At 44.7% G+C, this 22,514-nt stretch carries 19 protein-coding genes; 7 read left to right on the forward strand and 12 right to left on the reverse strand.

What is annotated here, in order from left to right; genetic code table 11:
* Window positions 1-28: 28 nt before the first annotated feature.
* Window positions 29-1,309 (forward strand): adenosylmethionine--8-amino-7-oxononanoate transaminase, encoded by a 1,281-nt coding sequence (gene bioA, locus UQW94_RS17110; RefSeq protein ID WP_322142432.1) that lies wholly within the window; start codon window positions 29-31, stop codon window positions 1,307-1,309.
* Between the two features lie 69 nt (window positions 1,310-1,378).
* Here bioA and UQW94_RS17115 read toward each other — a convergent pair whose 3' ends face one another.
* The 6 genes from UQW94_RS17115 to lrp all read right to left on the reverse strand — a co-directional run bounded on the left by UQW94_RS17115 (window position 1,379) and on the right by lrp (window position 8,979).
* Window positions 1,379-1,645, reverse strand: coding sequence for a DksA/TraR family C4-type zinc finger protein (locus UQW94_RS17115; protein ID WP_258473571.1), 267 nt, complete (start codon window positions 1,643-1,645; stop codon window positions 1,379-1,381).
* A 196-nt stretch (window positions 1,646-1,841) separates the two neighbouring features.
* Entirely contained in the window at window positions 1,842-3,149 is a 1,308-nt protein-coding gene (gene serS, locus UQW94_RS17120) for a serine--tRNA ligase (RefSeq protein ID WP_005378225.1), read from the reverse strand.
* 91 nt (window positions 3,150-3,240) lie between these two features.
* On the reverse strand, window positions 3,241-4,596 hold the full coding sequence (locus tag UQW94_RS17125) for a replication-associated recombination protein A (RefSeq protein WP_038889531.1): 1,356 nt from the start codon (window positions 4,594-4,596) through the stop codon (window positions 3,241-3,243).
* Window positions 4,597-5,223: an outer membrane lipoprotein chaperone LolA gene (gene lolA, locus UQW94_RS17130; protein WP_104978964.1), complete on the reverse strand. Its 627-nt coding sequence runs from the start codon at window positions 5,221-5,223 to the stop codon at window positions 4,597-4,599.
* Between the two features lie 61 nt (window positions 5,224-5,284).
* Window positions 5,285-8,332, reverse strand: coding sequence for a DNA translocase FtsK 4TM domain-containing protein (locus tag UQW94_RS17135; protein WP_137281846.1), 3,048 nt, complete (start codon window positions 8,330-8,332; stop codon window positions 5,285-5,287).
* A 152-nt stretch (window positions 8,333-8,484) separates the two neighbouring features.
* Window positions 8,485-8,979, reverse strand: coding sequence for a leucine-responsive transcriptional regulator Lrp (lrp, locus tag UQW94_RS17140; RefSeq protein ID WP_005378234.1), 495 nt, complete (start codon window positions 8,977-8,979; stop codon window positions 8,485-8,487).
* A gap of 156 nt (window positions 8,980-9,135) precedes the next feature.
* On the opposite strand from lrp, the gene ald reads away from it, so the two are divergent.
* Window positions 9,136-10,260, forward strand: a complete 1,125-nt coding sequence (gene ald, locus UQW94_RS17145; RefSeq protein ID WP_005378241.1) for an alanine dehydrogenase — start codon at window positions 9,136-9,138, stop codon at window positions 10,258-10,260.
* Window positions 10,261-10,353: 93 nt separating this feature from the next.
* Here ald and UQW94_RS17150 read toward each other — a convergent pair whose 3' ends face one another.
* The gene (locus UQW94_RS17150; protein ID WP_171342743.1) at window positions 10,354-11,550 is read right to left on the reverse strand and encodes a methyltransferase; all 1,197 of its coding nucleotides are present in this window, start codon (window positions 11,548-11,550) and stop codon (window positions 10,354-10,356) included.
* Window positions 11,551-11,603: 53 nt separating this feature from the next.
* Window positions 11,604-12,578, reverse strand: a complete 975-nt coding sequence (gene cysB / locus UQW94_RS17155) for an HTH-type transcriptional regulator CysB (RefSeq protein WP_005388967.1) — start codon at window positions 12,576-12,578, stop codon at window positions 11,604-11,606.
* A gap of 313 nt (window positions 12,579-12,891) precedes the next feature.
* Between cysB and UQW94_RS17160 the strand changes: the two genes are divergently transcribed.
* Window positions 12,892-13,656 carry a hypothetical protein gene (locus tag UQW94_RS17160; RefSeq protein WP_005378247.1) on the forward strand — a complete coding sequence of 255 codons (765 nt, stop codon included), beginning with the start codon at window positions 12,892-12,894 and terminating at the stop codon, window positions 13,654-13,656.
* Window positions 13,657-13,753: 97 nt separating this feature from the next.
* Complete coding sequence (gene miaE / locus UQW94_RS17165; protein WP_322142433.1) at window positions 13,754-14,524, forward strand: tRNA isopentenyl-2-thiomethyl-A-37 hydroxylase MiaE; 771 nt, start codon at window positions 13,754-13,756, stop codon at window positions 14,522-14,524.
* A gap of 125 nt (window positions 14,525-14,649) precedes the next feature.
* Here the strand turns inward: miaE and UQW94_RS17170 are convergent, their stop codons facing one another.
* Window positions 14,650-16,278, reverse strand: coding sequence for a methyl-accepting chemotaxis protein (locus UQW94_RS17170; RefSeq protein WP_047100808.1), 1,629 nt, complete (start codon window positions 16,276-16,278; stop codon window positions 14,650-14,652).
* Window positions 16,279-16,432: 154 nt separating this feature from the next.
* The gene (locus UQW94_RS17175; RefSeq protein WP_005388970.1) at window positions 16,433-16,699 is read right to left on the reverse strand and encodes a hypothetical protein; all 267 of its coding nucleotides are present in this window, start codon (window positions 16,697-16,699) and stop codon (window positions 16,433-16,435) included.
* Window positions 16,700-16,991: 292 nt separating this feature from the next.
* Between UQW94_RS17175 and UQW94_RS17180 the strand changes: the two genes are divergently transcribed.
* Together UQW94_RS17180 and UQW94_RS17185 are read left to right on the forward strand one after the other, a co-directional pair.
* Complete coding sequence (locus UQW94_RS17180) at window positions 16,992-18,320, forward strand: sphingomyelin phosphodiesterase (RefSeq protein WP_322142434.1); 1,329 nt, start codon at window positions 16,992-16,994, stop codon at window positions 18,318-18,320.
* Complete coding sequence (locus tag UQW94_RS17185; RefSeq protein ID WP_206954037.1) at window positions 18,317-19,273, forward strand: ATP-dependent dsDNA exonuclease; 957 nt, start codon at window positions 18,317-18,319, stop codon at window positions 19,271-19,273. The genes UQW94_RS17180 and UQW94_RS17185 overlap by 4 nt, the downstream gene beginning before the upstream one ends.
* Window positions 19,274-19,357: 84 nt before the next feature.
* On the opposite strand, the gene trpS is transcribed toward UQW94_RS17185, so the two are convergent.
* Window positions 19,358-20,380 carry a tryptophan--tRNA ligase gene (trpS, locus tag UQW94_RS17190; RefSeq protein ID WP_322142435.1) on the reverse strand — a complete coding sequence of 341 codons (1,023 nt, stop codon included), beginning with the start codon at window positions 20,378-20,380 and terminating at the stop codon, window positions 19,358-19,360.
* 601 nt (window positions 20,381-20,981) lie between these two features.
* Here trpS and UQW94_RS17195 point away from each other — a divergent pair.
* Window positions 20,982-21,938 (forward strand): AEC family transporter, encoded by a 957-nt coding sequence (locus tag UQW94_RS17195; RefSeq protein ID WP_005388415.1) that lies wholly within the window; start codon window positions 20,982-20,984, stop codon window positions 21,936-21,938.
* A 44-nt stretch (window positions 21,939-21,982) separates the two neighbouring features.
* Here UQW94_RS17195 and UQW94_RS17200 read toward each other — a convergent pair whose 3' ends face one another.
* Entirely contained in the window at window positions 21,983-22,438 is a 456-nt protein-coding gene (locus tag UQW94_RS17200) for a MarR family winged helix-turn-helix transcriptional regulator (protein ID WP_017635039.1), read from the reverse strand.
* Window positions 22,439-22,514: the final 76 nt, after the last annotated feature.

A 22,514-nucleotide genomic window follows, 5' to 3' on the forward strand; every position in this document is an offset into this window, starting at 1 on the left:
TTAATCTTAATTGTTATTGGAATCGCACATGGATCTCGCCTTCGACCGCCAGCATATCTGGCATCCTTATACTTCGACATTGACACCTCTGACCTGCTACCCAGTGACATCGGCAAATGGTGTTCACATTAAATTGGAAGACGGTACTGAGCTGGTCGATGGCATGTCTTCTTGGTGGTCGACGATCCACGGCTACAACCATCCGCATTTAAATCAAGCCGCTCACCAGCAAATCGATCAGGTCTCTCACGTGATGTTTGGCGGGATTACCCACCAGCCAGCAATCAGTTTGTGTAAGAAGTTGCTATCCCTAGCCCCAAGTAATCTTGAACATGTATTCCTTGCCGATTCGGGCTCCGTTGCCGTAGAAGTCAGCTTAAAAATGGCACTGCAATATTGGCATGCAAAAGGCGAACGCCGACCGAAGTTTCTTACTTTGCGACACGGTTATCACGGCGACACCTTTGCGGCGATGTCGGTTACCGATCCTGATAACTCAATGCACTCTCTTTACAAAGGCTTTTTGCCTGAGCATATCTTTGCGGAGTCACCAACTTGTGGTTATTGGGATGAATGGAAGCCAGAAGACCTTACTGACTTCGAGCACAAGATTGAGACTCACCATAAAGAACTTGCTGCGGTGATCCTAGAGCCTATCGTTCAAGGCGCAGGCGGCATGCGCATCTACCATCCAGAATTTCTCAAAGGCGTGCGTAGGCTTTGCGACAAATACGGCTTGTTATTGATTGCAGATGAGATCGCTACCGGATTTGGTCGTACCGGTAAGTTGTTTGCCTGCGAACATGCAGACATTCAACCAGACATTCTGTGTGTCGGGAAAGCACTCACTGGCGGCTACATGACCCTCTCTGCGACCCTGGCGAGCAAACACGTAGCAGACACCGTTTGTGGTGGTGATGCAGGCTGTTTTATGCACGGTCCAACCTTTATGGGGAATCCACTCGCCTGTGCTGTTGCCACCGCAAGTTTGGAATTGATTGAGCAAGGTAATTGGCAGCAACAAACCCAACAAATTGAAACGCTGTTTTCTGAGTTACTACCAAAACTTGAAGAATACGAGTTGGTGAAAAACACCCGTTGGCTAGGTGCCATTGGCGTAGTGGAGACGCATCGCCCTGTGAATATGGAAACCATCCAAGCCTTGTTTGTTGAACACGGAGTTTGGATTCGTCCATTTGGCAAACTGATTTATATGATGCCGCCGTTCATCAGCAAGCCGGAAGATATTGAGAAGCTAGTTAACGCGATTGATGCGGCGTTGCAACGTAAAGACTGCTTCGCTTCATAGTCCAATTCAATACGAAAACGGTTTGAGTATGAGACTCAAACCGTCTCATTATTTATTAGAACAGTAAAGTTATCGGAGTTGACTGTCTTTACTCGCTCGTCGATTGAACAATGCTTGGCGTTGAGACACCAATTCGATTGTTGACTGACATTCGATACACAAACGAACGCCTTTCATAGCAAAACGACGTGCTTCTGGGATCTCATCACCACACTCAGCGCAATAATGGGCGCTTTCACCCCTTGTGATACTGCCACGAACACGGGAAATCTCGTCGTCTATTGTGTTTTGAATTTGTTGGCTGACGCTATCGTCATTTGCCCACCCTACGGCCATAAGCCCTCCTCGTTACTTGAATGAGAAAATCTACTTACCGTGGTAAGGTGGATGATTATATCGATTACAAATAACAAGATAATTAGGGTAAATTCGAAAACACTATTGCAGCTTAGTAATAATCAATTTTCACTCGACGCAGATAACAAAAAACCCAGCACTAAGGCTGGGTTTTGGTGTTCTAGTGGTTAATGAATTAACCGATGTGCGTTGCGCCTGCCATGTACTTCTGAAGTACTGTAGGGATCGCAATGCGGCCGTCTGCTTCTTGGTTGTTTTCTAGAATAGCAACCATTGTACGACCTACAGCAAGACCAGAACCGTTTAGCGTGTGTACAAGCTCAGGTTTCTTCTCGCCTTTACGACGGAAACGCGCTTGCATACGACGAGCTTGGAAGTCCCACATGTTAGAACATGAAGAGATTTCACGGTAAGTTTCTTGAGCAGGAACCCAAACTTCTAGGTCGTAAGTCTTACGAGCGCCAAAGCCCATGTCACCTGTACATAGAACCACTTTACGGTAAGGAAGCTCAAGAAGTTGTAGAACTTTCTCAGCATGACCTGTTAGCTCTTCTAGTGCGTTCATTGAATCTTCTGGCTTAGTGATTTGTACTAGCTCAACTTTGTCGAACTGGTGCATACGGATCAGACCACGAGTATCACGACCGTAAGAACCTGCTTCTGAGCGGAAACATGGCGTGTGAGCTGTCATCTTAATTGGTAGATCCGCTTCGTCAGAAATCGTGTCACGAACTAGGTTCGTTACAGGTACTTCTGCAGTAGGGATTAGAGACAGTTTACGTGGCTCTTCGTCGTTTACTTTTTCCGCTAGAGGCTCTGTGTGGAAAAGGTCTTTACCGAACTTAGGAAGCTGACCAGTACCGAATAGGCTGTCAGAGTTTACTAGGTAAGGTACGTACATTTCTGTGTAGCCGTGCTCTTCAGTGTGAAGATCTAGCATAAACTGAGCGATTGCACGGTGTAGACGAGCGAATTGGCCTTTCATCACGATGAAACGTGCGCCAGTGATCTTAACTGCACTTGCGAAGTCTAGACCGTCGCCCATTTCGCCTAGGTCAACGTGATCTTTCAGTTCGAAGTCGTAAGACTTTGGCTCACCCCAACGAGAGATTTCAACGTTGTCGTTTTCATCTTTGCCATCTGGCACTTCGTCTGCTGGGATGTTTGGTACAGAAAGCGTGAATTCGTCTAGTTGAGCCATTACTTGCTCAAGTTCAACTTTCTTCGCATCAAGATCGCTACCTAGCGTACCGATTTGTTTCTTGATCTCTTCTGCGCCTTCTTTGTCGCCAGCCGCCATTTTTTGGCCGATTTGCTTGGAGATGGAGTTACGCGTGGATTGTAAATTTTCTACTTCTACTTGAATGGACTTACGTTGTTCTTCAAGTTTACGAATAGTATCTACGTCTAGCTTAAAGCCACGACGCGCCAGTTTAGCAGCTGTTTCATCCAGCTCTGTACGAAGTAATTTAGAATCCAGCATTGTTAATCCTATGCTTTTTGTTGTGAAATCACGCGCACTTTCCAAGCGTACGCGTTAAAAAAATTTACTGCACAAATGTATCCAAAAACGCCTACTTTTCATAGCGCTTTTGTGGGCTATTTGCGTCTAAAGTAGCCAAGTAATCTAACTTTTCGCCGATTTTGGTCTCTAGACCACGATTTGTCGGCTGATAGTACCTACGATCGCCCATTTCAGGTGGCAAATATTGCTCACCCGCAGCGTAAGCGCCAGGCTCATCGTGAGCATAACGATACTCTGCACCGTAACCCATGTCTTTCATCAAACTGGTTGGTGCATTTCGAAGGTGATGCGGCACTTCATATTCAGGTAAGTTATGAGCGTCCGTGAGCGCTTGTTTCCACGCCACGTATACCGCATTACTTTTTGGCGCACACGCTAAGTACACGATCGCCTGTGCAATCGCACGTTCACCTTCTGCTGGACCAACGCGCGTAAAACAGTCCCACGCGGAGAGTGCCACTTGCATGGCTCTAGGGTCCGCATTGCCGACATCTTCCGATGCTATCGCAAGTAATCGACGGGCAATGTAAAGAGGATCACATCCCGCGGCAATCATACGTGCAGCCCAGTAAAGCGCCGCATCCGGGTTTGAACCACGAATGGATTTGTGGACCGCAGAGATTAAGTCGTACCAGATATCACCTTTGTTATCAAAGCGAGAGACTTTCTCCCCTGCTACTTCCGCAAGCAACTTAAGCGTGATCTCTTTTTCACCTTGCGCATTGTCTTCTGCCATGTCGTAGAGCAGCTCAAGATAATTGAGAGACATGCGAGCATCACCGTTTACCAGTTCTGCTAGGCGGTCTAATACGTTATCAGCGAAGTGTGCGGGTGTATTGCCCAAGCCACGCTCTTTGTCACTGATCGCTTGATTCAGCGCCAGTGAGATTTCATCTTTATCGAGAGACGTTAGCTTGTAGACACGTGCACGTGACAGCAATGCGTTGTTTAACTCAAACGATGGGTTTTCTGTCGTCGCACCAATAAAGGTAACCGTGCCATCTTCGATATGCGGTAAAAACGCATCTTGTTGAGATTTGTTGAAGCGATGCACCTCATCCACAAATAAGATGGTGCGGCGGCCCGCCATTTTGTTCTCACGTGCTTTCTCGATTGCAGCACGGATTTCTTTCACACCAGACGTTACCGCAGACACACGCTCTACTTCAGCATTGGCATAGTTTGCAGCCACTTCCGCTAATGTCGTTTTGCCTGTGCCTGGTGGTCCCCAAAGGATCATAGAGTGAATGTGACCCGCCTCTAGCGCACGGCGCAGTGGCTTACCAGGGCCTAAAATGTGCTGCTGTCCAATATATTGCTCGATCGTTTCCGGTCTCATACGAGCAGCAAGGGGACGAAAATCTTCGTCCCCTGAGAAATCTAATGTGTAATTACTCACTACCAATTAATTCCTTTGGTCATCCACTTCCACACCTTTTGGAATTGTGAATGTGAATCTGTCTGCTTTTGGTTTACCCAGCTTCACGTTGTTAAAGGTGAACAAACCTTTTTGACCGTCTTGCTCAACCACGTTGAAGCCTTTAACGACACCTTTGGCATCAATATTAATCTGGAATTGACCTTGTGTGGAGTCTACTGCGGTAGGAATGAGAGTGAACTGGTCACCTTTTTGAGATATTTTGTAGTTATTCCAATCACTTGCTCGGTTACGCGTTAGCAAAACAAATGGCGTTTGCTCTGTTGCTTGCTCTTGCCAGTAGATGCTCACTTGCTCGATGAATGGGCTGTAGTACCACAATGTCTTACCGTCAGAGACCAATAGGTTCTCATCAGGGAATGTTGTACTCCAACGGAACAGGCTTGGACGGGCGATTTCAACCGTACCTTCTCCTTCCATCACCATTTCGCCTTCAGGGCTGATAACCTGCTGAGAGAAATCCGCACTAAAGCCATCATTCATAGAAAGGCGTTTGTTTAATTCATCTTTAGGAGACGCTGCGTGCGCAGTAGAGAAGAGGGAAAAGCTTAAAACAAGCGCAGAGAAAAGTTTCGCTGAAAATAGTTTTTTCATTCAGATACCTATTATTAGAACCACTCACCTCAGTTGGACTGAGGTGAGTAACACAAGTTCATTAATCTTTTGGTGGCGCGGGTGCCAGTACTTCGCGGTTACCGTTATGACCCGGAGCACTTACGATGCCCTGCGCTTCAAGCTGCTCTACAATACGGGCGGCACGGTTGTAACCTATCTTAAATCGGCGCTGAACACCGGAAACCGAACCTCGACGTGATTGAACCACGTGCTCAACAACTTGATCGAAGAGCGGGTCTACATCTTCATCCGCTTCCATTTGCTCACCTGGCAATAGACTTTCTGGAGTTTGATCTCCACTGATGATCTCTTCAATGTAGTTCGGTTTACCACGCGCTTTCCAGTTGTTTACAACTGCATGAACATCATCATCTGATGCAAATGCACCGTGAACACGAGTTGTATGACTTGATCCCGGCGGTAGATACAACATATCACCCATACCAAGTAGTGATTCTGCGCCGCCTTGATCTAGGATTGTACGAGAGTCCGTTTTAGTCGATACCGTAAACGCAACACGAGTTGGAATGTTCGCTTTAATTAGACCGGTAATTACGTCAACCGATGGACGCTGAGTCGCAAGAATTAAGTGAATACCTGCCGCACGCGCTTTTTGCGCCAAGCGAGCAATCAGTTCTTCAACTTTCTTACCTACCACCATCATTAGGTCAGCAAATTCGTCAACAACAACGACGATGTAAGGCAGCTTTTCTAGCAATGGCGGTTCAGTATCCATGCTGTCGCCTTCTTGCCAGAACGGGTCATGAATTGGGTGGCCCGCTTCTGCTGCCATCTTCAATTTTTCGTTGAAGCCCTTCACATTACGTACACCTAATGCCGACATCAATTTGTAACGACGTTCCATCTCGCCCACACACCAACGTAGAGCATTTGATGCGTCTTTCATATCAGTCACAACTTCAGAAAGAAGATGAGGGATACCTTCATAAATAGAAAGCTCTAGCATTTTCGGGTCAATCATGATGAAGCGTACATCTTCTGGGCCTGCTTTATACAGCATGCTCAAAATCATCACGTTCACACCCACCGACTTACCAGAACCTGTTGTACCTGCTACTAGTACGTGTGGCATCTTCGCAAGATCTGCCACCACAGCTTCGCCCGCAATGTCTTGACCTAACACAACCGTTGTTGGTGACGTTGCTTGCTCAAACTGAGGGCTACTGATGACATCAGATAAATAGACCGTCTGACGACTCATGTTTGGCAGTTCCAAACCGATGTAAGGCTTGCCAGGGATTACTTCCACAACACGTACCGCCATCGCAGACAATGCACGCGCTAAGTCAGTTGAAAGACCAGAAATACGACTTACTTTCACCCCCGGCGCCAAATCAAGCTCAAAACGAGTGATCACTGGACCAGGATAAATACCAACCACATCGGCTTTGATTTTGTAGTCAGCGAGTTTGCTCTCTACCAATCGAGCGACCTGCTCTAGCGCATCACGGTCGATAAAGTTTTCACGTTTTTCTGGATGATAAAGCAACTCGAGCGTTGGGAGTGGCTCTTCCGGAACTGGCAAGTTTTCTTCTTTCTGTACCAAAAATGGGTTCTGTGTTGCAGCGACTTTGGCTTGCGCATTGGAAACCATATCTTGGAATGCGGTAACATCTTGGTCGTTGTCTTGGACCTCTTCCACCTCCACTTTTTGAGGTGCAGGTTCAAATGTTGTTGAAGGTGTTGCAACTTGCTGATGAGGCGTTGTTGGCTGTGCTTGCTGTGCAGGCTGAGATTCCACTTCGTCTTCATCATCTAACACATCAAAGTCAGAGATCGTAGGCTCAATATGTTGGCTCGATTCTGTTTGCGCCGTGATGCTATCTAATACAGCAGAATCAATTGCAGGCTCTTCATGTACAGGATGCTCAATACTTGGCTGCTGTACTAGCTCTGCTTCAAATTGTTCGTACTCCGCATAATCTGGTTCAACACTGATCGGTTCTTCTGTAGCTGTATGTGGCTCTACATAGGAAGAGTAAGTGTCTGCAAATGATGGGGCTGCCTGTTCTTCAGTTCCCCAGTCATCTGCTTGTTGCGCCGCTGCTTCAAGCTCTTCTATCGTAACATTCAGTTGCTTGGTGCGTTCCAAGAGCGGATCAACGTTATCAGTGTTAACCGTATGGATAGGTTGTGTTTGAGGCTCAGGTTCAGCATAAACTGGCGCAGCATTAACCGTAGCCTTGCGTTGTGGTGGCGTCGGTTCTACCATCGCCTGTTCCGCAGACTTATCAGGTTTAGCTTGCGGCATATAAATAGGATACTCATGCGTTGGCGCCGATTCTTTCGGTTCATCGACGTCGTATGCCGTTAAATGAGGAAGCGGCTCATCATCAATTTCATAGGCTACATTATGTTTAGGCGTAGAGACTTTATCTTCTACAAACTCATCAAGCTGAGGTTCTAAAACTTCCTGCTCTGAACCTCTTGCCTTATTTGCAAGCGCGGCAATTAGTGCTAATGCACGATCACCAAGCCATTCCACGATGTTAAGCCATGAGATGCCAGTGAAGAGCGTAAAGCCCGCTCCCCACAAGAACAGCAGTACCAATGTGGTACCGAGTACATTCAATGTAGGTAAAGCGAGGCTAGACAATACATCCCCGACCACACCTCCGGATGAAAAATACCAAATGTCATCAAAATTAATATCGGCAAGACCGCAACTGGTCATAATAAGGACGACAAGACCGAGCAGCCTTGTACCCCATAGCATGAAATCAATTGGCTCATCTTCTCCTCGTTTACGGCAAATCACCCATGCAGCCGCCGCTAGCAAGAAAGGGATTGGGTAAGCGAGAGAGCCAAATGTGAAGAATAGAGTATCGGCTAGCCAAGCGCCGAAAAGGCCACCAGCATTATCGATATCCCCTCCCCATGCGGTTTGGGACCAAGAAGGATCGGCCGGACTGAAGGTAAATAGTGCAACCGCAAGCAATACCGAGCTAAGAACGCCAACGATAAAGCAGCACTCTTTTAAGCGTTGGAAGCCATTTAAGCGTGAAGACTGGGGCTCTTCACTGGTTTTGATAATGGTTTCGACTTTCTTTGCGTTCTCTTTGAACATAAATCAACTTGAATATGGAAATGAAATAGGAAATTGCAAAACATTCCGAGCGGCATCAAGCCGCTCGGTAAATTGATTTAACCATATCAAGGAGAAAAACCCAATTACTCTCTGGCGAAAGCGGAAGCATATACCGCTTTCTTTGCAAGAAATTAACGAGTTTTGATCACAAGCTGGTTAGATTGTTTCACTTCTTCCATAACAACGTATGTGCGAGTGTCATTTACGCCAGGTAGACGTAGTAACGTATCGCCCAATAGTCGGCGGTAAGCACCCATATCTGATACACGGGTTTTAAGAAGATAGTCAAAGTCACCTGAAACAAGATGACACTCTTGTATGTCGTCTAGCTTTTGAACAGCTGAGTTAAACTGCTCAAACACATCCGGCGCACCACGGTTTAGCGTAATCTCAACGAATACTAATAGTGATGCATCCAGGAACTGCGGATTCAATAATGCAGTATACCCTGTGATATAACCCTGACGCTCTAAGCGACGTACACGCTCCAAACATGGCGTTGGAGAAAGTCCCACACGTTTTGAAAGCTCAACGTTTGAAATACGACCGTCTTTCTGCAGCTCATTAAGAATGTTGCGGTCGATACGGTCTAGTTCCTTGGACGGCTTTTTATAGTTGTCTGCCATTTTTTATTCCACCTTATTACTTCCTTGCAAAAAAATATACTACAACTTTTTAATATTTGGTGCCAAATTTTACAAATCTATAACTATACTAGTTATTAATTCGACAATAACACCCTACTAACAGTTAATACAACCATTATAGAAAGAGGATACAGGATGATCATTGGCGTACCTAAGGAAATCAAGAATCACGAATATCGTGTTGGTATGATCCCAGCTAGCGTGAGAGAACTCATCTCACATGGTCACCAAGTTTTAGTTGAGACCAATGCAGGTGCCGGCATTGGTTTTTCAGACGATGATTACATCGCTGTCGGCGCATCCATTCTCCCTCATGCTGCTGACGTATTTGCGCAAGCAGACATGATTGTAAAAGTAAAAGAACCCCAAGCAGTAGAGAGAGCAATGCTCCGCGAAGGGCAAATTTTATTTACTTATTTACACCTAGCACCAGATTTTCCACAAACTGATGAGCTAATCAAGAGCAAAGCTGTCTGTATAGCCTATGAGACTGTAACAGATAATATGGGTCGTTTGCCACTGTTAGCACCAATGTCAGAAGTGGCAGGTCGGATGTCTATCCAAGCTGGCGCGCAAACGTTGGAAAAATCGCACGGCGGTCGTGGTCTGCTCCTAGGCGGCGTACCTGGTGTTGAACCTGCAAAAGTCGTTATCGTTGGTGGTGGCGTTGTTGGTGCAAACGCTGCTCGTATGGCGGTTGGCCTTCGCGCTGACGTCACCATTCTAGACCGTAACGTAGACACACTTCGTAAGCTTGACGAAGAATTCCAAGGTCGCGCAAAAGTGGTTTATTCTACTGAAGACGCTATCGAGAAGCATGTTCTAGAAGCGGACCTTGTTATCGGTGCCGTTCTAATTCCTGGCGCAGCAGCACCTAAACTGGTCACTAAAGAGCACATTGCTAAGATGAAGCCTGGTGCGGCAGTGGTTGACGTGGCAATTGACCAAGGCGGTTGTTTCGAAACTTCGCACGCGACAACTCACGCAGATCCAACTTACATCGTTGATGAAGTGGTTCACTACTGTGTAGCAAATATGCCTGGCGCAGTTGCTCGCACTTCAACATTTGCACTCAACAACGCTACACTTCCATACATCGTGAAGTTAGCAAATAAAGGCTACCGCGAAGCACTTCTAGAAGATAAAGGCTTCCTTGAAGGTCTAAACGTTATTCACGGAAAAGTAACGTGTAAAGAAGTAGCAGAAAGCTTTGACTTGGAATACGTTGAACCAACTCAAGCTATCGCTATGTTTAATTAATGACAAAATAAAACATAACTTGTCACGTTTTGTTTACAAAAGCCCACTCATAAGTGGGCTTTTTCATATAGAGCGTTTGGCTATAAAGAATAACTAAATCTTATATGCACAAATTAAAATATTTCTAGGTGTGACCGATTTAGGGCAAAACTCTGACAATCTAACACGGTAACCACGTTCTTCAAGATAAAGCACTTTATCTAATGCGAGCCAGATCTCCAACGGACGTTGAAAAACAAGTTGCACTAAGCTCATTCTCTCCATTTGCCAGAAGCGTTGTTCGCTTAACTTTTCAAAATGAGAGAAATCGATTTCTTGAGGAAGAACAATGCCTTTTTGCTCCGCTGCCCAGCGACAGAACGATTCAAAACCATCACTTAATTGCGACTTACGGATACTCGGCACAGGCTGATACTCTGCCATTCCCAAAGCTTGTCGCGTGATCAAATCAAACCCAAGACGAAACATCATTTCCTGCTGACGATGACGACGCACGCGCTCTCCTCCCGTCACCGTTTGTTGTAATGGGATACGCAGTTCTTGCTTAGACAATGAGAGAGAAGAAGCCCTGCCCGATTCCGACATCGGCTGGTATTGTTCCGACTGAATCAAGTGGTAACAACAAGGTGATATGGTCATCGCAGCAATCCCATTTTCACTGCCGTACTGCATTAGACGAACGTGAAGGTCACCGCATGCATGCAGTGCTACTGCGTGTTGCGTTGGCTTAAACACGGCTTTCGCTTTGCTATCAAACGCGTCGCCTTGAATAAACGTCATCTTCCAATGATGTTCATTGGCTGCTTGTTGCCCCGAATCGCACAGTGCTTGTTGGTATTCAAAGCTGGTTACAGGCTGATCGGTTTGCGTTGTCAGGATTCGCCCCAAGTAACCTTTACCTGAGCACCATTCTAGCCATTCTTCGCCACAGTGTTGTTGAATTGCAGCTTCACCCATCGAGCTAATTTGCTCCAACTTACGTCCCGGAATACCGTTATCTAAACCACGAGCGAGTTCCAAGCCGTTTAACGACAAAAGCTCTAAATGAGTCAGTTCTGCGAGTTGTTCAAGCTCAGGCAAAAACGGACTAAGTGCTTTTAACGCGAGTTCTGGTGCTGCTTTGTATTCTTCGATTTGAGAGGGAGTAAGAGACGCTAGCCATTGGCACAGTCGAGGATGTTGCTCCTGCCAAGGTAATGATGTGTGAATGCTGCTTTTAAAAGGCTCGAATCGCCACAAAGATTGGTTTTCGATTAAGCAGTCATTAATAAATTGAAATTGCGTTTTCATAACTCCCCCTACAACGAGCGCATTGTAGAGGGAATCGAAACATCAATGAAGTGTTATCTCACCGGAAGCTCGATGTCTTTAAACATCTCTTCGATTTCTGCATTAGACTTCAACGAAATCGCCTGCTCAACCACTGGACGCGTTAAGTGCGGTGCAAAACGCTCCATAAAATCGAACATGTAAGAGCGTAAGAATGTACCACGGCGGAAGCCGATGCTCGTGGTGCTCGCGCCAAACAAATGGCTCGCATCTATTGCAACCAAGTCACCGTCCTGCTCTTCATCCACAGCCATGCTTGCAATCACACCCACACCAATACCCATACGAACGTAAGTTTTAATGACGTCTGCATCAGTTGCAGTGAACACCACTCGCGGGGTTAAACCTTCGCGGTTGAATGCTGTATCCAGCTCTGAACGGCCAGTAAAACCGAACACGTAAGTGACTAATGGGTAAGCGGCAAGATCACTGATCGTTACTTTGTCTTTCTTCGCTAGTGGGTGGTCTTTAGGCACAACTATTGAACGATTCCAGTGATAACAAGGCAGCATGATGGCATCTTGATATAAGTGAAGCGCTTCTGTCGCAATCGCAAAATTCGCTGTGCCTTTAGCTATCGCCTCAGACATTTGTGACGGTGTACCTTGGTGCATGTGTAACGACACTTTTGGATAACGAGAAGTAAAACCTTTGATGACATCTGGCAGTGCATAACGAGCCTGCGTATGTGTCGTGGTGATATTCAGCGTCCCCATTTCTGGATGGGTGTGCTCTCCAGCCACCGCTTTGATACTTTCTACACGAGCGAGAATTTCTTGCGAGATACGTACAATTTCTTCACCAGCTGGCGTCACTTGCGTTAAGTGCTTACCGCTACGTTCAAAAATCTGAATGCCTAACTCATCTTCCAGCAACCGAACCTGTTTACTGATACCTGGCTGAGAGGTATATAAGCTTTCCGCCGTTGCAGATACATTCAGATTATGGTTTACAACCTCAACAATATACTTCAGCTGCTGCAGTTTCATCGTAATCCCTTACTTATTCATGAGAGAGTTTATTGGCCACTCAAGCGAGCGATATAATAATTAGTTATAACGCGTTCAAATCGAAATGAACAGCAATTTCTAACTTATACCTCAATCACATACTAATAATCTTCAAGCAAGAAACAATATGCACAAAGTTGAGCCAATAAATGACCGAATTTCTATGATGTGACTTCTATCAGTAACTAAAACGTGGGAGAGACAAAATAATCAAACAAATAAGGTGCCGAGTAAGATAAGATTCATGTATTCTTTAACGCTAGCCGCAGAAAAGTAAAGCAGACGCAAAGATATGAATATTGGTTTAATAATCGCTTTGGTAGCCATCCTACTGGTGTTAATCCTAGGCTATAACATTATGTTGCAATATAAGGTTAAAGTTGAAACCGCAAAAAGGCAGGAATCAGCGCGATATGTAGCCTTGATAGATGGTACTGAAGAGTTGATTGGTCATGCGCACCATATCCCTTTTAGTAAAGAGCTGTTGCTGTGTCTAAACAATCGTATTCTTGACGCGCTAGAGAGCATGCATGAGCTGGACCCGAAGAACAAGCAACTTGCTCAACGTATCGAAAATATGAAGCAGCAGATTACGCAGCTAAAAGAGAATGGTCCTACTGGCGAGAGTACCACTTTCAAGATGCCGAGTAGTGACAAACAAGCTATCGTCATGCTTAAGCTGGTTAAACGACTTCGCGACACTATCCGTAACGAGCACAACAAAGGCCGATTGGATACCCAGACTTACGTCACTGAAAATGCGCGCTTGGAAACGATGCAAATTCGCATCAACATTGAAAATGTCATCAAAAGAGCAAATGACTCTATCGCTCGTGGTCAACCAGGCACCGCACTTCAACTGCTGCGTAAAGGTATCGATGCTTTGAGCACTAAGAGCGATCCTTATTCTATTCAAGCGAAACAAAAGCTTGAAGAGATGTTAGGTGACTTAGATAAAAAGCGCCAAGATAAAAGCGATGCCGAAATGCAGCAGATTGCTGACAAAGAGCGTGACAATGACATGGAAGCTCTCTTCGGCGAGAAGAAAAAGTGGTAACATTCACTTCAGGTCAAAAAAGGCTGCAATTGCAGCCTTTTTTCTATCCGCAAGACAACGGATATGCCCAATAAAAATGTGAAGTACTAAAACTAAAATGATGAATCTAGACGCCTATCAAGATCTTCTTGCTCCCATTAACCAATTTCTGCAATGCAGTACACCTGATGAATGGGTAGAGGAAGCAAAGAAACCAGAGAACCTTCAAACCATTTTGTTAGACCACCTACTGTGCGAACTAAAAGCAGGCCAATCTGCCATGTTTTTAATTCGTAAGTATGCCGTTGACCAATCCAGTTCACATGCTCTACTTGACTGGTTTAAGCCCTACGAAGATTTTGCTTACCGTAACGTAGGCTCATTGGAAACTTTAAAAGGCAAGAGCAATATTTCTAAGTCAATCATGGCTAAGTCCGACTCACCATACAGCCAAGATTTGATCGATAAGATGGTGCTTTTGATAAAAGAGGAGTTACACCACTTTTATCAAGTTTTAGAGATCATAGAAAGTCGTGGAATTGAGTATAAAAATATTCCAGCAAGTCGCTATGCTAAAGGACTGATTTCGCATATGAAGACTCATGAGCCAGAAACGCTGATCGATAAACTCATCATTGGTGCGTACATCGAAGCCCGATCTTGTGAGCGTTTTGCCAAACTAGCACCACATATGGATGACGATATCGCAAAGTTCTACATTTCTTTATTACGTTCAGAAGCACGCCATTACCAGGATTATCTTGTATTAGCGGAGCAAATCGCAGGCAAAGATATCAGCGAGCGCATCGCCTACTTTGGACGTATAGAGGCAGATTTAATTTCTACGCCAGATACAGATTTTAAGTTTCACAGTGGTATCCCAGCCTAGCGAGCATATTCTCCCAAGGTTGAGCATACTCTGAACTTATATAGACAGAGAATAAATAAGCCGGACATTTCGTCCGGCTTATTTATTGTAGCAATGAGGTTAGGAATAAAGCTGAAACACAACAACTAGAGCTGGAATGAACCCATTCGAGTTTTCAAGTTGTGCGCTAGGCTACTAATCTGCTGACAAGCCACAGCCGTTTGTGAAGCTCCCTCAGCCATCTCTGTTGAAGCACTATTAATATGCTCCACACTGCGATTCAGCTCTTCGGATACAGAATTCTGCTCACTGCACGCCGTTGCGATTTGTGTGCTCATTTGCGCTATGTTATCGACAGAATGTTCAATTTCTTTTATCTGGCTATCAGCGTCATTAACTTGCTCAACACACTGAGAAATACCCTCCTGACAATCACGGCTTGAATGCCCTATTTTACTGCTGCTCTCTTGTAGCTGATTAACAATTTCCACAATTTGTGAAGTGGAGTCTTGAGTGCGTTGCGCCAGAGAACGAACCTCATCTGCCACAACAGCAAACCCACGTCCTTGTTCACCAGCCCGAGCGGCTTCAATTGCGGCGTTCAGTGCTAACAAGTTTGTTTGCTCGGCAATCCCGCGGATCACATCGACGACCACATTGATATTGTTTGAGCTCGATTCAAGCTCACGTGCCAGTTCATCTGATTCTTGGATCGTATGTGATACACGCTCAATTACTGCGATAGTTTGTTGTAACGTCGCCGTTCCTTGCTTTGCCACTTCCGCAGCCGAATAAGCAGAGGTTGCGCCAACTTCGGTATTTTGTGCCACTTCACTTACAGCAGCTTGCATCTCTGTCATCGCAGAAGCCACCGAGCTAAGTTCAATTTGTTGATTTTGCATACCAGAGGCGGTCTGAGAAGAAATAGCACTCACTTCCTCTACTGCTGCCGTTAGCTGAATCGTTGAGTCATTAATCTCAGAAACCAGCGAATGTAAGTTTGTTTGCATACCGACAAGCTCTTTAAGCAACGTTCCTAACTCGTCTTTGCTCAATTCACTTTCGTCGATTTGATTATTCAATTGACCCTTGGCGATTTTAGAAGCGAATTCCAATGCTCGATCAACAGGCCCGCAAATGACTCGAGAAAGCAACATGGCAGACATTACCATGACCAATGCGACGACGAGCGCACCAACAGCAGCGCTGTATTGTGTAAATGCCGCTTCACTTTGTACTTCTTCACCAATCAAATTCACCAACTCATCGTTCAACGCGAGGGTATCATCCAAGCTGCTCAACGCTTTTGAGTAGGTATCGAAACTCGATAAAATCACATCATTTGCACTTTCAGCATCGCCTTGGCTTAGCAGTGCATTGTAAGTCTTCGTTTCTTTGATGTATTGATTCCAAGTTTCTTTAAAAACGCTAAATGACTGCGTTTCACGCTTATTAAGGTCGAGCTTTTCGTATTCTGCAATACCAGCCTGCACATCAGAACGCCATTGGTCGAGGCCTTTTAACCACTCACCAATTTTGGGGTGATTTGCGTTTGGCAATAAAGAGAACTCATCTTTACGCACTTTAGTAATATCAACTTGGATACCTTTCAAAATCGCAACAGAAGGTAAACTTTTATCTGTTAACACTGAGATGTCTTTATTCAGTGTTAACAAACCTTGCACCAACATTACTGACACTAAACCAAACACGGCAAAAACGGTTAAATAACTAACCGATATTTTCTTTACGACACTTAAGTCTTTAATACGCATGCACTTTCTCCCCGCAGCCTTTCCAAACCTCTCACTTAAGTGAAAGCTTAACCTCTAAAACACACTGTTTTTGCGCTCGATATCATTGAACGCTCTTATATACATCGGCTTGAGAGATCAAATCTTGACCAGTAATTGATAGTTTTATCACATGCTATTTTAGAGATAGGCTCGTATGCTCCGTATTGTGTCTACATCTTTTCATGAGCGCTTCTCGGCGCAGATCCAAGATCTCATCTATGAGCTTTTCTTTCGCATTTATCCCAAAATGCTGGGCATAATTTTTTACTTTTGCTATCTCATTAGGTTGCAAGCGGTACACCTCTTTCTTTAAACGCGCTTCTGCTTCACTTCTAATCAGACCTTGCTCTTGTAACAATTTAATGATGGTTTCATCGGTTGGATTTACTGCTCTAGCCATGGTGCTCCATCTATCAATTTGAGTTCTAGCCATATGGCTAGATGAATGACGCCGCACAACTTATAGAGCAAAGATGACAACTTGATTGCAGTGAGTGCGATTCGTTAACCATCGCTATTATTTACAGCCGCTCAAGCAACCATTAACTCTCTACCCCGACTCCTCACCATTGAATAAAGATCACATTCTGATAACAATTTTCAGTACTGGCTTCGATGTCATCCATATTTAACGTGCAAGTAATATTTATAAACAAGAATGATTGCTCTAGTTCAAATGATGGAAAAAGAAGATGAAATTTTCGCAGTGGAGCCTTTTATCAAGTAGCTTGATAGCGTTACCCAGCATTGCAGATACCGACGTTTACCTAACGAATAACTCTGATCAACCGTTAACTATTCAAGTAAAACATGAAGGCAGTGATTTGCTTCAATACGGAGAAGAGTGGCAACAACATGTGCAGGTACTTGGTCCGTGGGAAACTAAATCTGTATTAAGCTTCAACCGCTGGGAGGGCGTGAAATCAAATCAAACTTACCGTTTTGAAACGGTGGTTTCTAGCCCCGAAGGTGAAAGCATAACACTCAATCAAATAATGGAAGGCCATTGGTACAATTCGACCATTGAATACGGCTTATCCGCAGCCGATGTCGAGTTATCTCTCAAAGATGATCGTAACATTCATCGTGCCAACACTAACGCTTTTGGTGCGAGAGAAACCGAACTGGCATTTAAGTCAGACAGTACCGCTCGATATGATGATCTTTACTACACCATCACGCCAAGCAAGGTAGCGGAGTCTGTCGACAATGAAGAACAAAACCTTAAGTTGATGACTTATAACATCTGGGCGTTGACGGCTATTGCATCGCACATTGGAGATCGTTACGAACTGATTCCTCAACATGTAAAAGGTTACGATGTTTTGGCGCTGCAAGAGGTGTTTGCCAGCGGTCGTGAAGCATTCTTACGTGAGTTAGCCAAGGAATATCCTTACCAAACAAAGATGTTAGATAAAGAAGGCGTTAATATTCATGATGGTGGCGTAATCATAGTTAGTCGCTACCCTATCGTGAATGAAGCGCAATATGTCTTTCCCGATTGCTCTGGTACAGACTGCTTTGCCGATAAAGGCGTAAATTATGCGGAAATAATTAAAGGTGGTCAGGCTTACCATGTGTTTGCTACCCATACCGCATCTTTCGATACAGACACCGCCCGTGAGTATCGTCAGCGCCAGTTCAAACAAATCCGCGCACTCGCCCAATCTCTTGACATTCCTTCAAGCGAAACTGTGGTATACAGCGGCGACTTTAACGTAAACAAAAGAAAGTTCCCTGGTGACTACCAACAAATGATCGCTAACTTAAGCGCCATCGAACCTCAGTACTCTGGTTACACGGAGTCAACCTTTGATCCCCGTATCAATAACTTTGCAGGTGAAGCGTTATCAGGTGGCGAAAACGTGGAATACCTTGACTATGTTATGGTGAGTAGTGAATACGGGGTGAAATCATTCAATGACAACCGTGTAGACGTGCCGCGCACAACCGCAGAGAGTTTATGGAAACACTATAACCTTTCTGACCATTTCCCAGTAAGCGCAACAATCAAGCCATGAAGAAAATCGCTTTGATAATCATGTCCGCCATTATGGCGGGCATGATATTTTTAACTTTCAGTCACGATGTTCAAAAAGAAGAGCTCGCTTCCTCTCCTTTCCCTAAGACAAAAAATCAGAGTGTCTCCAGTACATCACCACAAACAAGCAGCATCGTGCCCGATACAGATACTTCACCACAAACAGCTAAGCTCCCTTCCACAGTTCAAATAACGACTGAGCGATTAACTCAACTCAAAGGCAGGAAACTTGTCGCCCAACTTGAGACGTTTTGGCAAGAGTGTATGTTGAACCGTAGTTGTGAAGAGCAGGTCGCCTTGTTTGAGGCGCATTTATCTTCAGCTCGATTCCAGCTTTTGGCGAACTACCCTCAGCTCAGCAGCCAATGGCAAGAGAGTGTAGGAAATTTGTTATTTGATGAGCAACAATCACTGGCGTCGCGTATTGCACAGCTGAAGAACGAAGCAAGAAGCATCTGGGGAGAATTGGCTGATGTTGTTTTCGCGGATGAGTTCGCGCTGTACGATTTCAACTTAGAAGCCCAAAAGCTGGACACTCAAAGCCCAGATAACTTTTTGCGAGCTTTCGAGCAACTCACCATTGACTGGCAAGAACATGCAGGTGCGATCGGGCTAACAAGCGACCAGGAAAAATATGAGCGTGCGGTCACCCTGATTCCTAATAGTATAAGCCTACCAGATCGCTTGGCGCTCATCGCAGAGCTAGAACGAACTTACTTAACGAAAGAAGAAAGTAAAAACATTCATGCTCGTCAGCAGCAAATTACAGAGCAAAAAAAACGAGTCAAAGATTATCAACAAGCATTACAGCAACTTGAGTCCAAACTAAGAACGCAAAGAGCCTCTAGCCATTCACATTTGTCAGAACCGGAATGGCAAAGCTATTACCAACAAGAAGTCGCGGATTTTCGTCGTGAATTTTTTTCTTCTTAACAATGCGCTTTGACTGACTGAGAACTTAAAAAGGCACGTTGCTAACCAGCCGTCGTGCCTTATGTTCAACTCTCTACTTTTAATTCAGAACAAATTTAAACCAAATACATCTTTCACATCAAATAGCACTTTTTCGGTTTTCTCGCGAGAACGCTCACTACCTTGTTTTAAAATATCAATCAGCTGCGCTTTATCATTCAAATACATAGCGCGCTTTTCTCGAATAGGGCGAAGCATCTCTTGTAAGCATTCTTCTAACACTTTCTTGGTCAAACCATCACCTAACCCACCTCGTCGATAATGGTCTTTTAGCTGTTCGACATAATTTTTATCAGGATGAAAAGCATCGAGGTAGATAAATACAATATTCCCTTCGACTTGGCCAGGGTCCTCAATTTTCAGATGATTGGGATCGGTATACATAGATTTCACTGCCGCGGAAATCTCCTTTTCGGAGGCCCCTAAGTTGATTGCGTTCCCCATGCTTTTAGACATCTTATTTTTACCGTCAGTACTCGGCAAACGAGGTGCATCGCTAAGTAATGGACGGCATTCTCTAAGAACCTCTTTTCCACCTAGATGGTTTATTTTTCTTACGATTTCATTAGTTTGCTCCAACATCGGCAGCTGATCATCACCCACTGGTACTAGCGTCGCATGAAACCCCGTAATATCAGCAGCTTGAGAAATTGGATACGTTAAAAAGCCTGCGGGAATAGAGCGTTCAAAGCCTTTACTTTGAATCTCATTTTTAACCGTGGGGTTTCGCTCTAATCGTGCGATAGAAACAAGATTACTGTAATACATTGTCAACTCGGCTAACGCTGGAATTTGAGACTGCAACGTGATCGTAGTTTGAGTGGGGTTGATACCAACAGCCAAATAATCTGCAACGACATTGAGAATATTAGAGGATACCTTTGATGGGTTATGCGCGTTATCCGTCAGCCCTTGCATGTCCGCAACCAAGATCGTTTGCTCGTGCTCCGTTTGCAATTTGACTCGTTGTTGCAATGAACCAATATAGTGCCCTAGGTGTAATGGACCTGTTGCTAGATCTCCGGTAAGTATAATTTCACGCTGAGATGTATTTTTATGGCTATTCATATTTGTCTCCAAGTATTTAATAGATCGCTACTGGAGATAAAAAGATCAAACACTCTTAGCTACCATCCAGCAGCTTAAGAATGTAAGTATTCCGCGCCGCTCTATTTAGAGCGCCACCAAGAGAAGGTTGTTAATGAAGGGCGAACGTGTATTTTCATGTTTTTTAAACTAACAGCACACACCGCAGAACTCAATCTGTTTTGTACTGAATTAGAGTGAGTGTTCCAACAGCCAATTAAGAGGATTACATTGGTAAAGACATCGCAATGACCAAAACCGCACCAAATACCGAACCAGAGACAAACGCACACAGTACAGTTTTGTTGTGTTTCCTTTTCATTGATGAACTCCTATCCATAACTACGATGACCAGCCCTCACATCTAATACGCATGTGGATGCATCACGACAACGAGTTAACCAACATATCGCACGTAGGACCAGTACCGCTTTGTTAAATTGGGACCTCGTCCATAACTTGGAGTGTAAATGACTCCGGAACCTACAACAGAAGAAAATTTCATCACGTTACTGTCCTACCCTCCGGGTTTGTGGCTTAATAGGCAACAGGAACACTTTTTTCTTTTGCTGCGGATACTTACATGGAAGCTGTTTTACATCAGTTGCAATTCTCTTTGTCGATAACCGGACCTATCTGTTTGATGTTGGTACTTGGCGTTCTTTTTAAGCGCTTTGGTCTAATCAACGATAATTTTATCGAAGTAGGCTCTAAACTGGTGTTTCAAGTTACCTTGCCTGCAATGTTATTTGTCAGCATTGTGGCTTCAGAACACGACTTTTCCGCGGCAAGTGGATTCGTCAATTTCGGCGTCATCGCTAGTATTTCGTTTTTCATTTTCACCTACCTTTCCGTCAAACTTCTGTTCAAAGCATCGCCTGACCAAGGCGTTCTCATCCAAGGTGGGTTCCGAGCAAATACAGGTATTATTGGTATCGCTTACGTTGCCAATGCGTATGGTTCTCAAGGTGTGGCGCTAGCAGCGCTCTATGTCGCGGTCACCACATTTATTTATAACGTCCAAGCGGTAATTTGCTTATCGCCTAAGGGGGCAACGTCTGCCTCGCAAGCAGCAAAGATGATGGGCCGAACACTGACTAGGAATCCGCTCATAATCTCCATTGTTCTAGGAATGGCTTTTTATTTACTCGCTATTCCAGTACCGAATGTGGTTATTGACGCAGGAGACTACTTGTCCAAAATGACATTGCCTTTGGCGCTGTTGTGTACGGGTGGCTCACTTGACTTTAGCTTGATGAGAAAAGAGAAAGGTCCATCTTGGTTTGCGAGCAGTTACAAGCTCATCGTAGCGCCAGTCATCATCACCATGGGAGCTTACTTAGTAGGATTTCGAGGAATTGAGCTAGGTATTCTTTTCTTTATGAACGCCTCTCCAGTCGCTGCTGCCAGCTATGTCATGGCGCGTTCCATGGGGGGCAATGCCACATTAGCCGCAAATATCATCGCACTCACTACGGTGCTTTCTACCGTGACCTGTACGTTGGGCATCCTATTTCTTAAGTTCTACAACTTAATATAATTGGTCTGCGATAAAATAAAGACGCTAAACGGCATTGATGTCAGTTACTGGTCGTGATTCGCAAAAGTGAGCTTTCTTACCAGACGAAAAAATTCACTCGCTTCAGATTCCGACAAACAAGAAAAAAACTCTTTCTGTAAATTCGTCATGATTTGATGAACTTGCTTTAAAGCATTTGCCCCCTCTTTTGTCATGCTTAGCATTTTAAGGCGCTGATTCGATTTACTTTTAGAAACTTGAACAAACCCTCTCTTTTCCAGATTGTCCACCATCCGCTTTGCTACACTTCGCTCAGTTCGAACCGCATCAGCTAACGCTTGCTGGCTCATAGGTTGAAATTCTTCTAAAGCGGCCAGTGCACTTGCCATTTCTAGTGTCATCAAATTTTGCCGAGAGAGCTCGGCTTGGGCACGATTGCGGTACATGCGCTGCATCACACCGCAGACAAACATAGGGCTTTGATCCAAAACGGAAATTGGGGAAATTTTCTGATCTTTCATCGTCGTTTTTCTTCTTTAGGCTTTCATTCGGTCGAAAAGGCTGTGCTGATACTGCACACAACACGCCGTCTTTCAG

The organism is Vibrio sp. PBL-C16 (genome assembly GCF_034321865.1).
Lineage (GTDB): Bacteria > Pseudomonadota > Gammaproteobacteria > Enterobacterales > Vibrionaceae > Vibrio > Vibrio alginolyticus.

What these genes read in the sequence shown, in the direction of transcription:
- bioA (WP_322142432.1), top strand. Translation starts at nt 29, where the DNA reads ATGGATCTCGCCTTCGACCGCCAGCATATCTGGCATCCTTATACTTCG.
- UQW94_RS17115 (WP_258473571.1), bottom strand. Translation starts at nt 1,645, where the DNA reads ATGGCCGTAGGGTGGGCAAATGACGATAGCGTCAGCCAACAAATTCAA.
- serS (WP_005378225.1), bottom strand. Translation starts at nt 3,149, where the DNA reads ATGCTGGATTCTAAATTACTTCGTACAGAGCTGGATGAAACAGCTGCT.
- lolA (WP_104978964.1), bottom strand. Translation starts at nt 5,223, where the DNA reads ATGAAAAAACTATTTTCAGCGAAACTTTTCTCTGCGCTTGTTTTAAGC.
- UQW94_RS17135 (WP_137281846.1), bottom strand. Translation starts at nt 8,332, where the DNA reads ATGTTCAAAGAGAACGCAAAGAAAGTCGAAACCATTATCAAAACCAGT.
- lrp (WP_005378234.1), bottom strand. Translation starts at nt 8,979, where the DNA reads ATGGCAGACAACTATAAAAAGCCGTCCAAGGAACTAGACCGTATCGAC.
- ald (WP_005378241.1), top strand. Translation starts at nt 9,136, where the DNA reads ATGATCATTGGCGTACCTAAGGAAATCAAGAATCACGAATATCGTGTT.
- UQW94_RS17150 (WP_171342743.1), bottom strand. Translation starts at nt 11,550, where the DNA reads ATGAAAACGCAATTTCAATTTATTAATGACTGCTTAATCGAAAACCAA.
- cysB (WP_005388967.1), bottom strand. Translation starts at nt 12,578, where the DNA reads ATGAAACTGCAGCAGCTGAAGTATATTGTTGAGGTTGTAAACCATAAT.
- UQW94_RS17160 (WP_005378247.1), top strand. Translation starts at nt 12,892, where the DNA reads ATGAATATTGGTTTAATAATCGCTTTGGTAGCCATCCTACTGGTGTTA.
- miaE (WP_322142433.1), top strand. Translation starts at nt 13,754, where the DNA reads ATGATGAATCTAGACGCCTATCAAGATCTTCTTGCTCCCATTAACCAA.
- UQW94_RS17170 (WP_047100808.1), bottom strand. Translation starts at nt 16,278, where the DNA reads ATGCGTATTAAAGACTTAAGTGTCGTAAAGAAAATATCGGTTAGTTAT.
- UQW94_RS17175 (WP_005388970.1), bottom strand. Translation starts at nt 16,699, where the DNA reads ATGGCTAGAGCAGTAAATCCAACCGATGAAACCATCATTAAATTGTTA.
- UQW94_RS17180 (WP_322142434.1), top strand. Translation starts at nt 16,992, where the DNA reads ATGAAATTTTCGCAGTGGAGCCTTTTATCAAGTAGCTTGATAGCGTTA.
- UQW94_RS17185 (WP_206954037.1), top strand. Translation starts at nt 18,317, where the DNA reads ATGAAGAAAATCGCTTTGATAATCATGTCCGCCATTATGGCGGGCATG.
- trpS (WP_322142435.1), bottom strand. Translation starts at nt 20,380, where the DNA reads ATGAATAGCCATAAAAATACATCTCAGCGTGAAATTATACTTACCGGA.
- UQW94_RS17195 (WP_005388415.1), top strand. Translation starts at nt 20,982, where the DNA reads ATGGAAGCTGTTTTACATCAGTTGCAATTCTCTTTGTCGATAACCGGA.
- UQW94_RS17200 (WP_017635039.1), bottom strand. Translation starts at nt 22,438, where the DNA reads ATGAAAGATCAGAAAATTTCCCCAATTTCCGTTTTGGATCAAAGCCCT.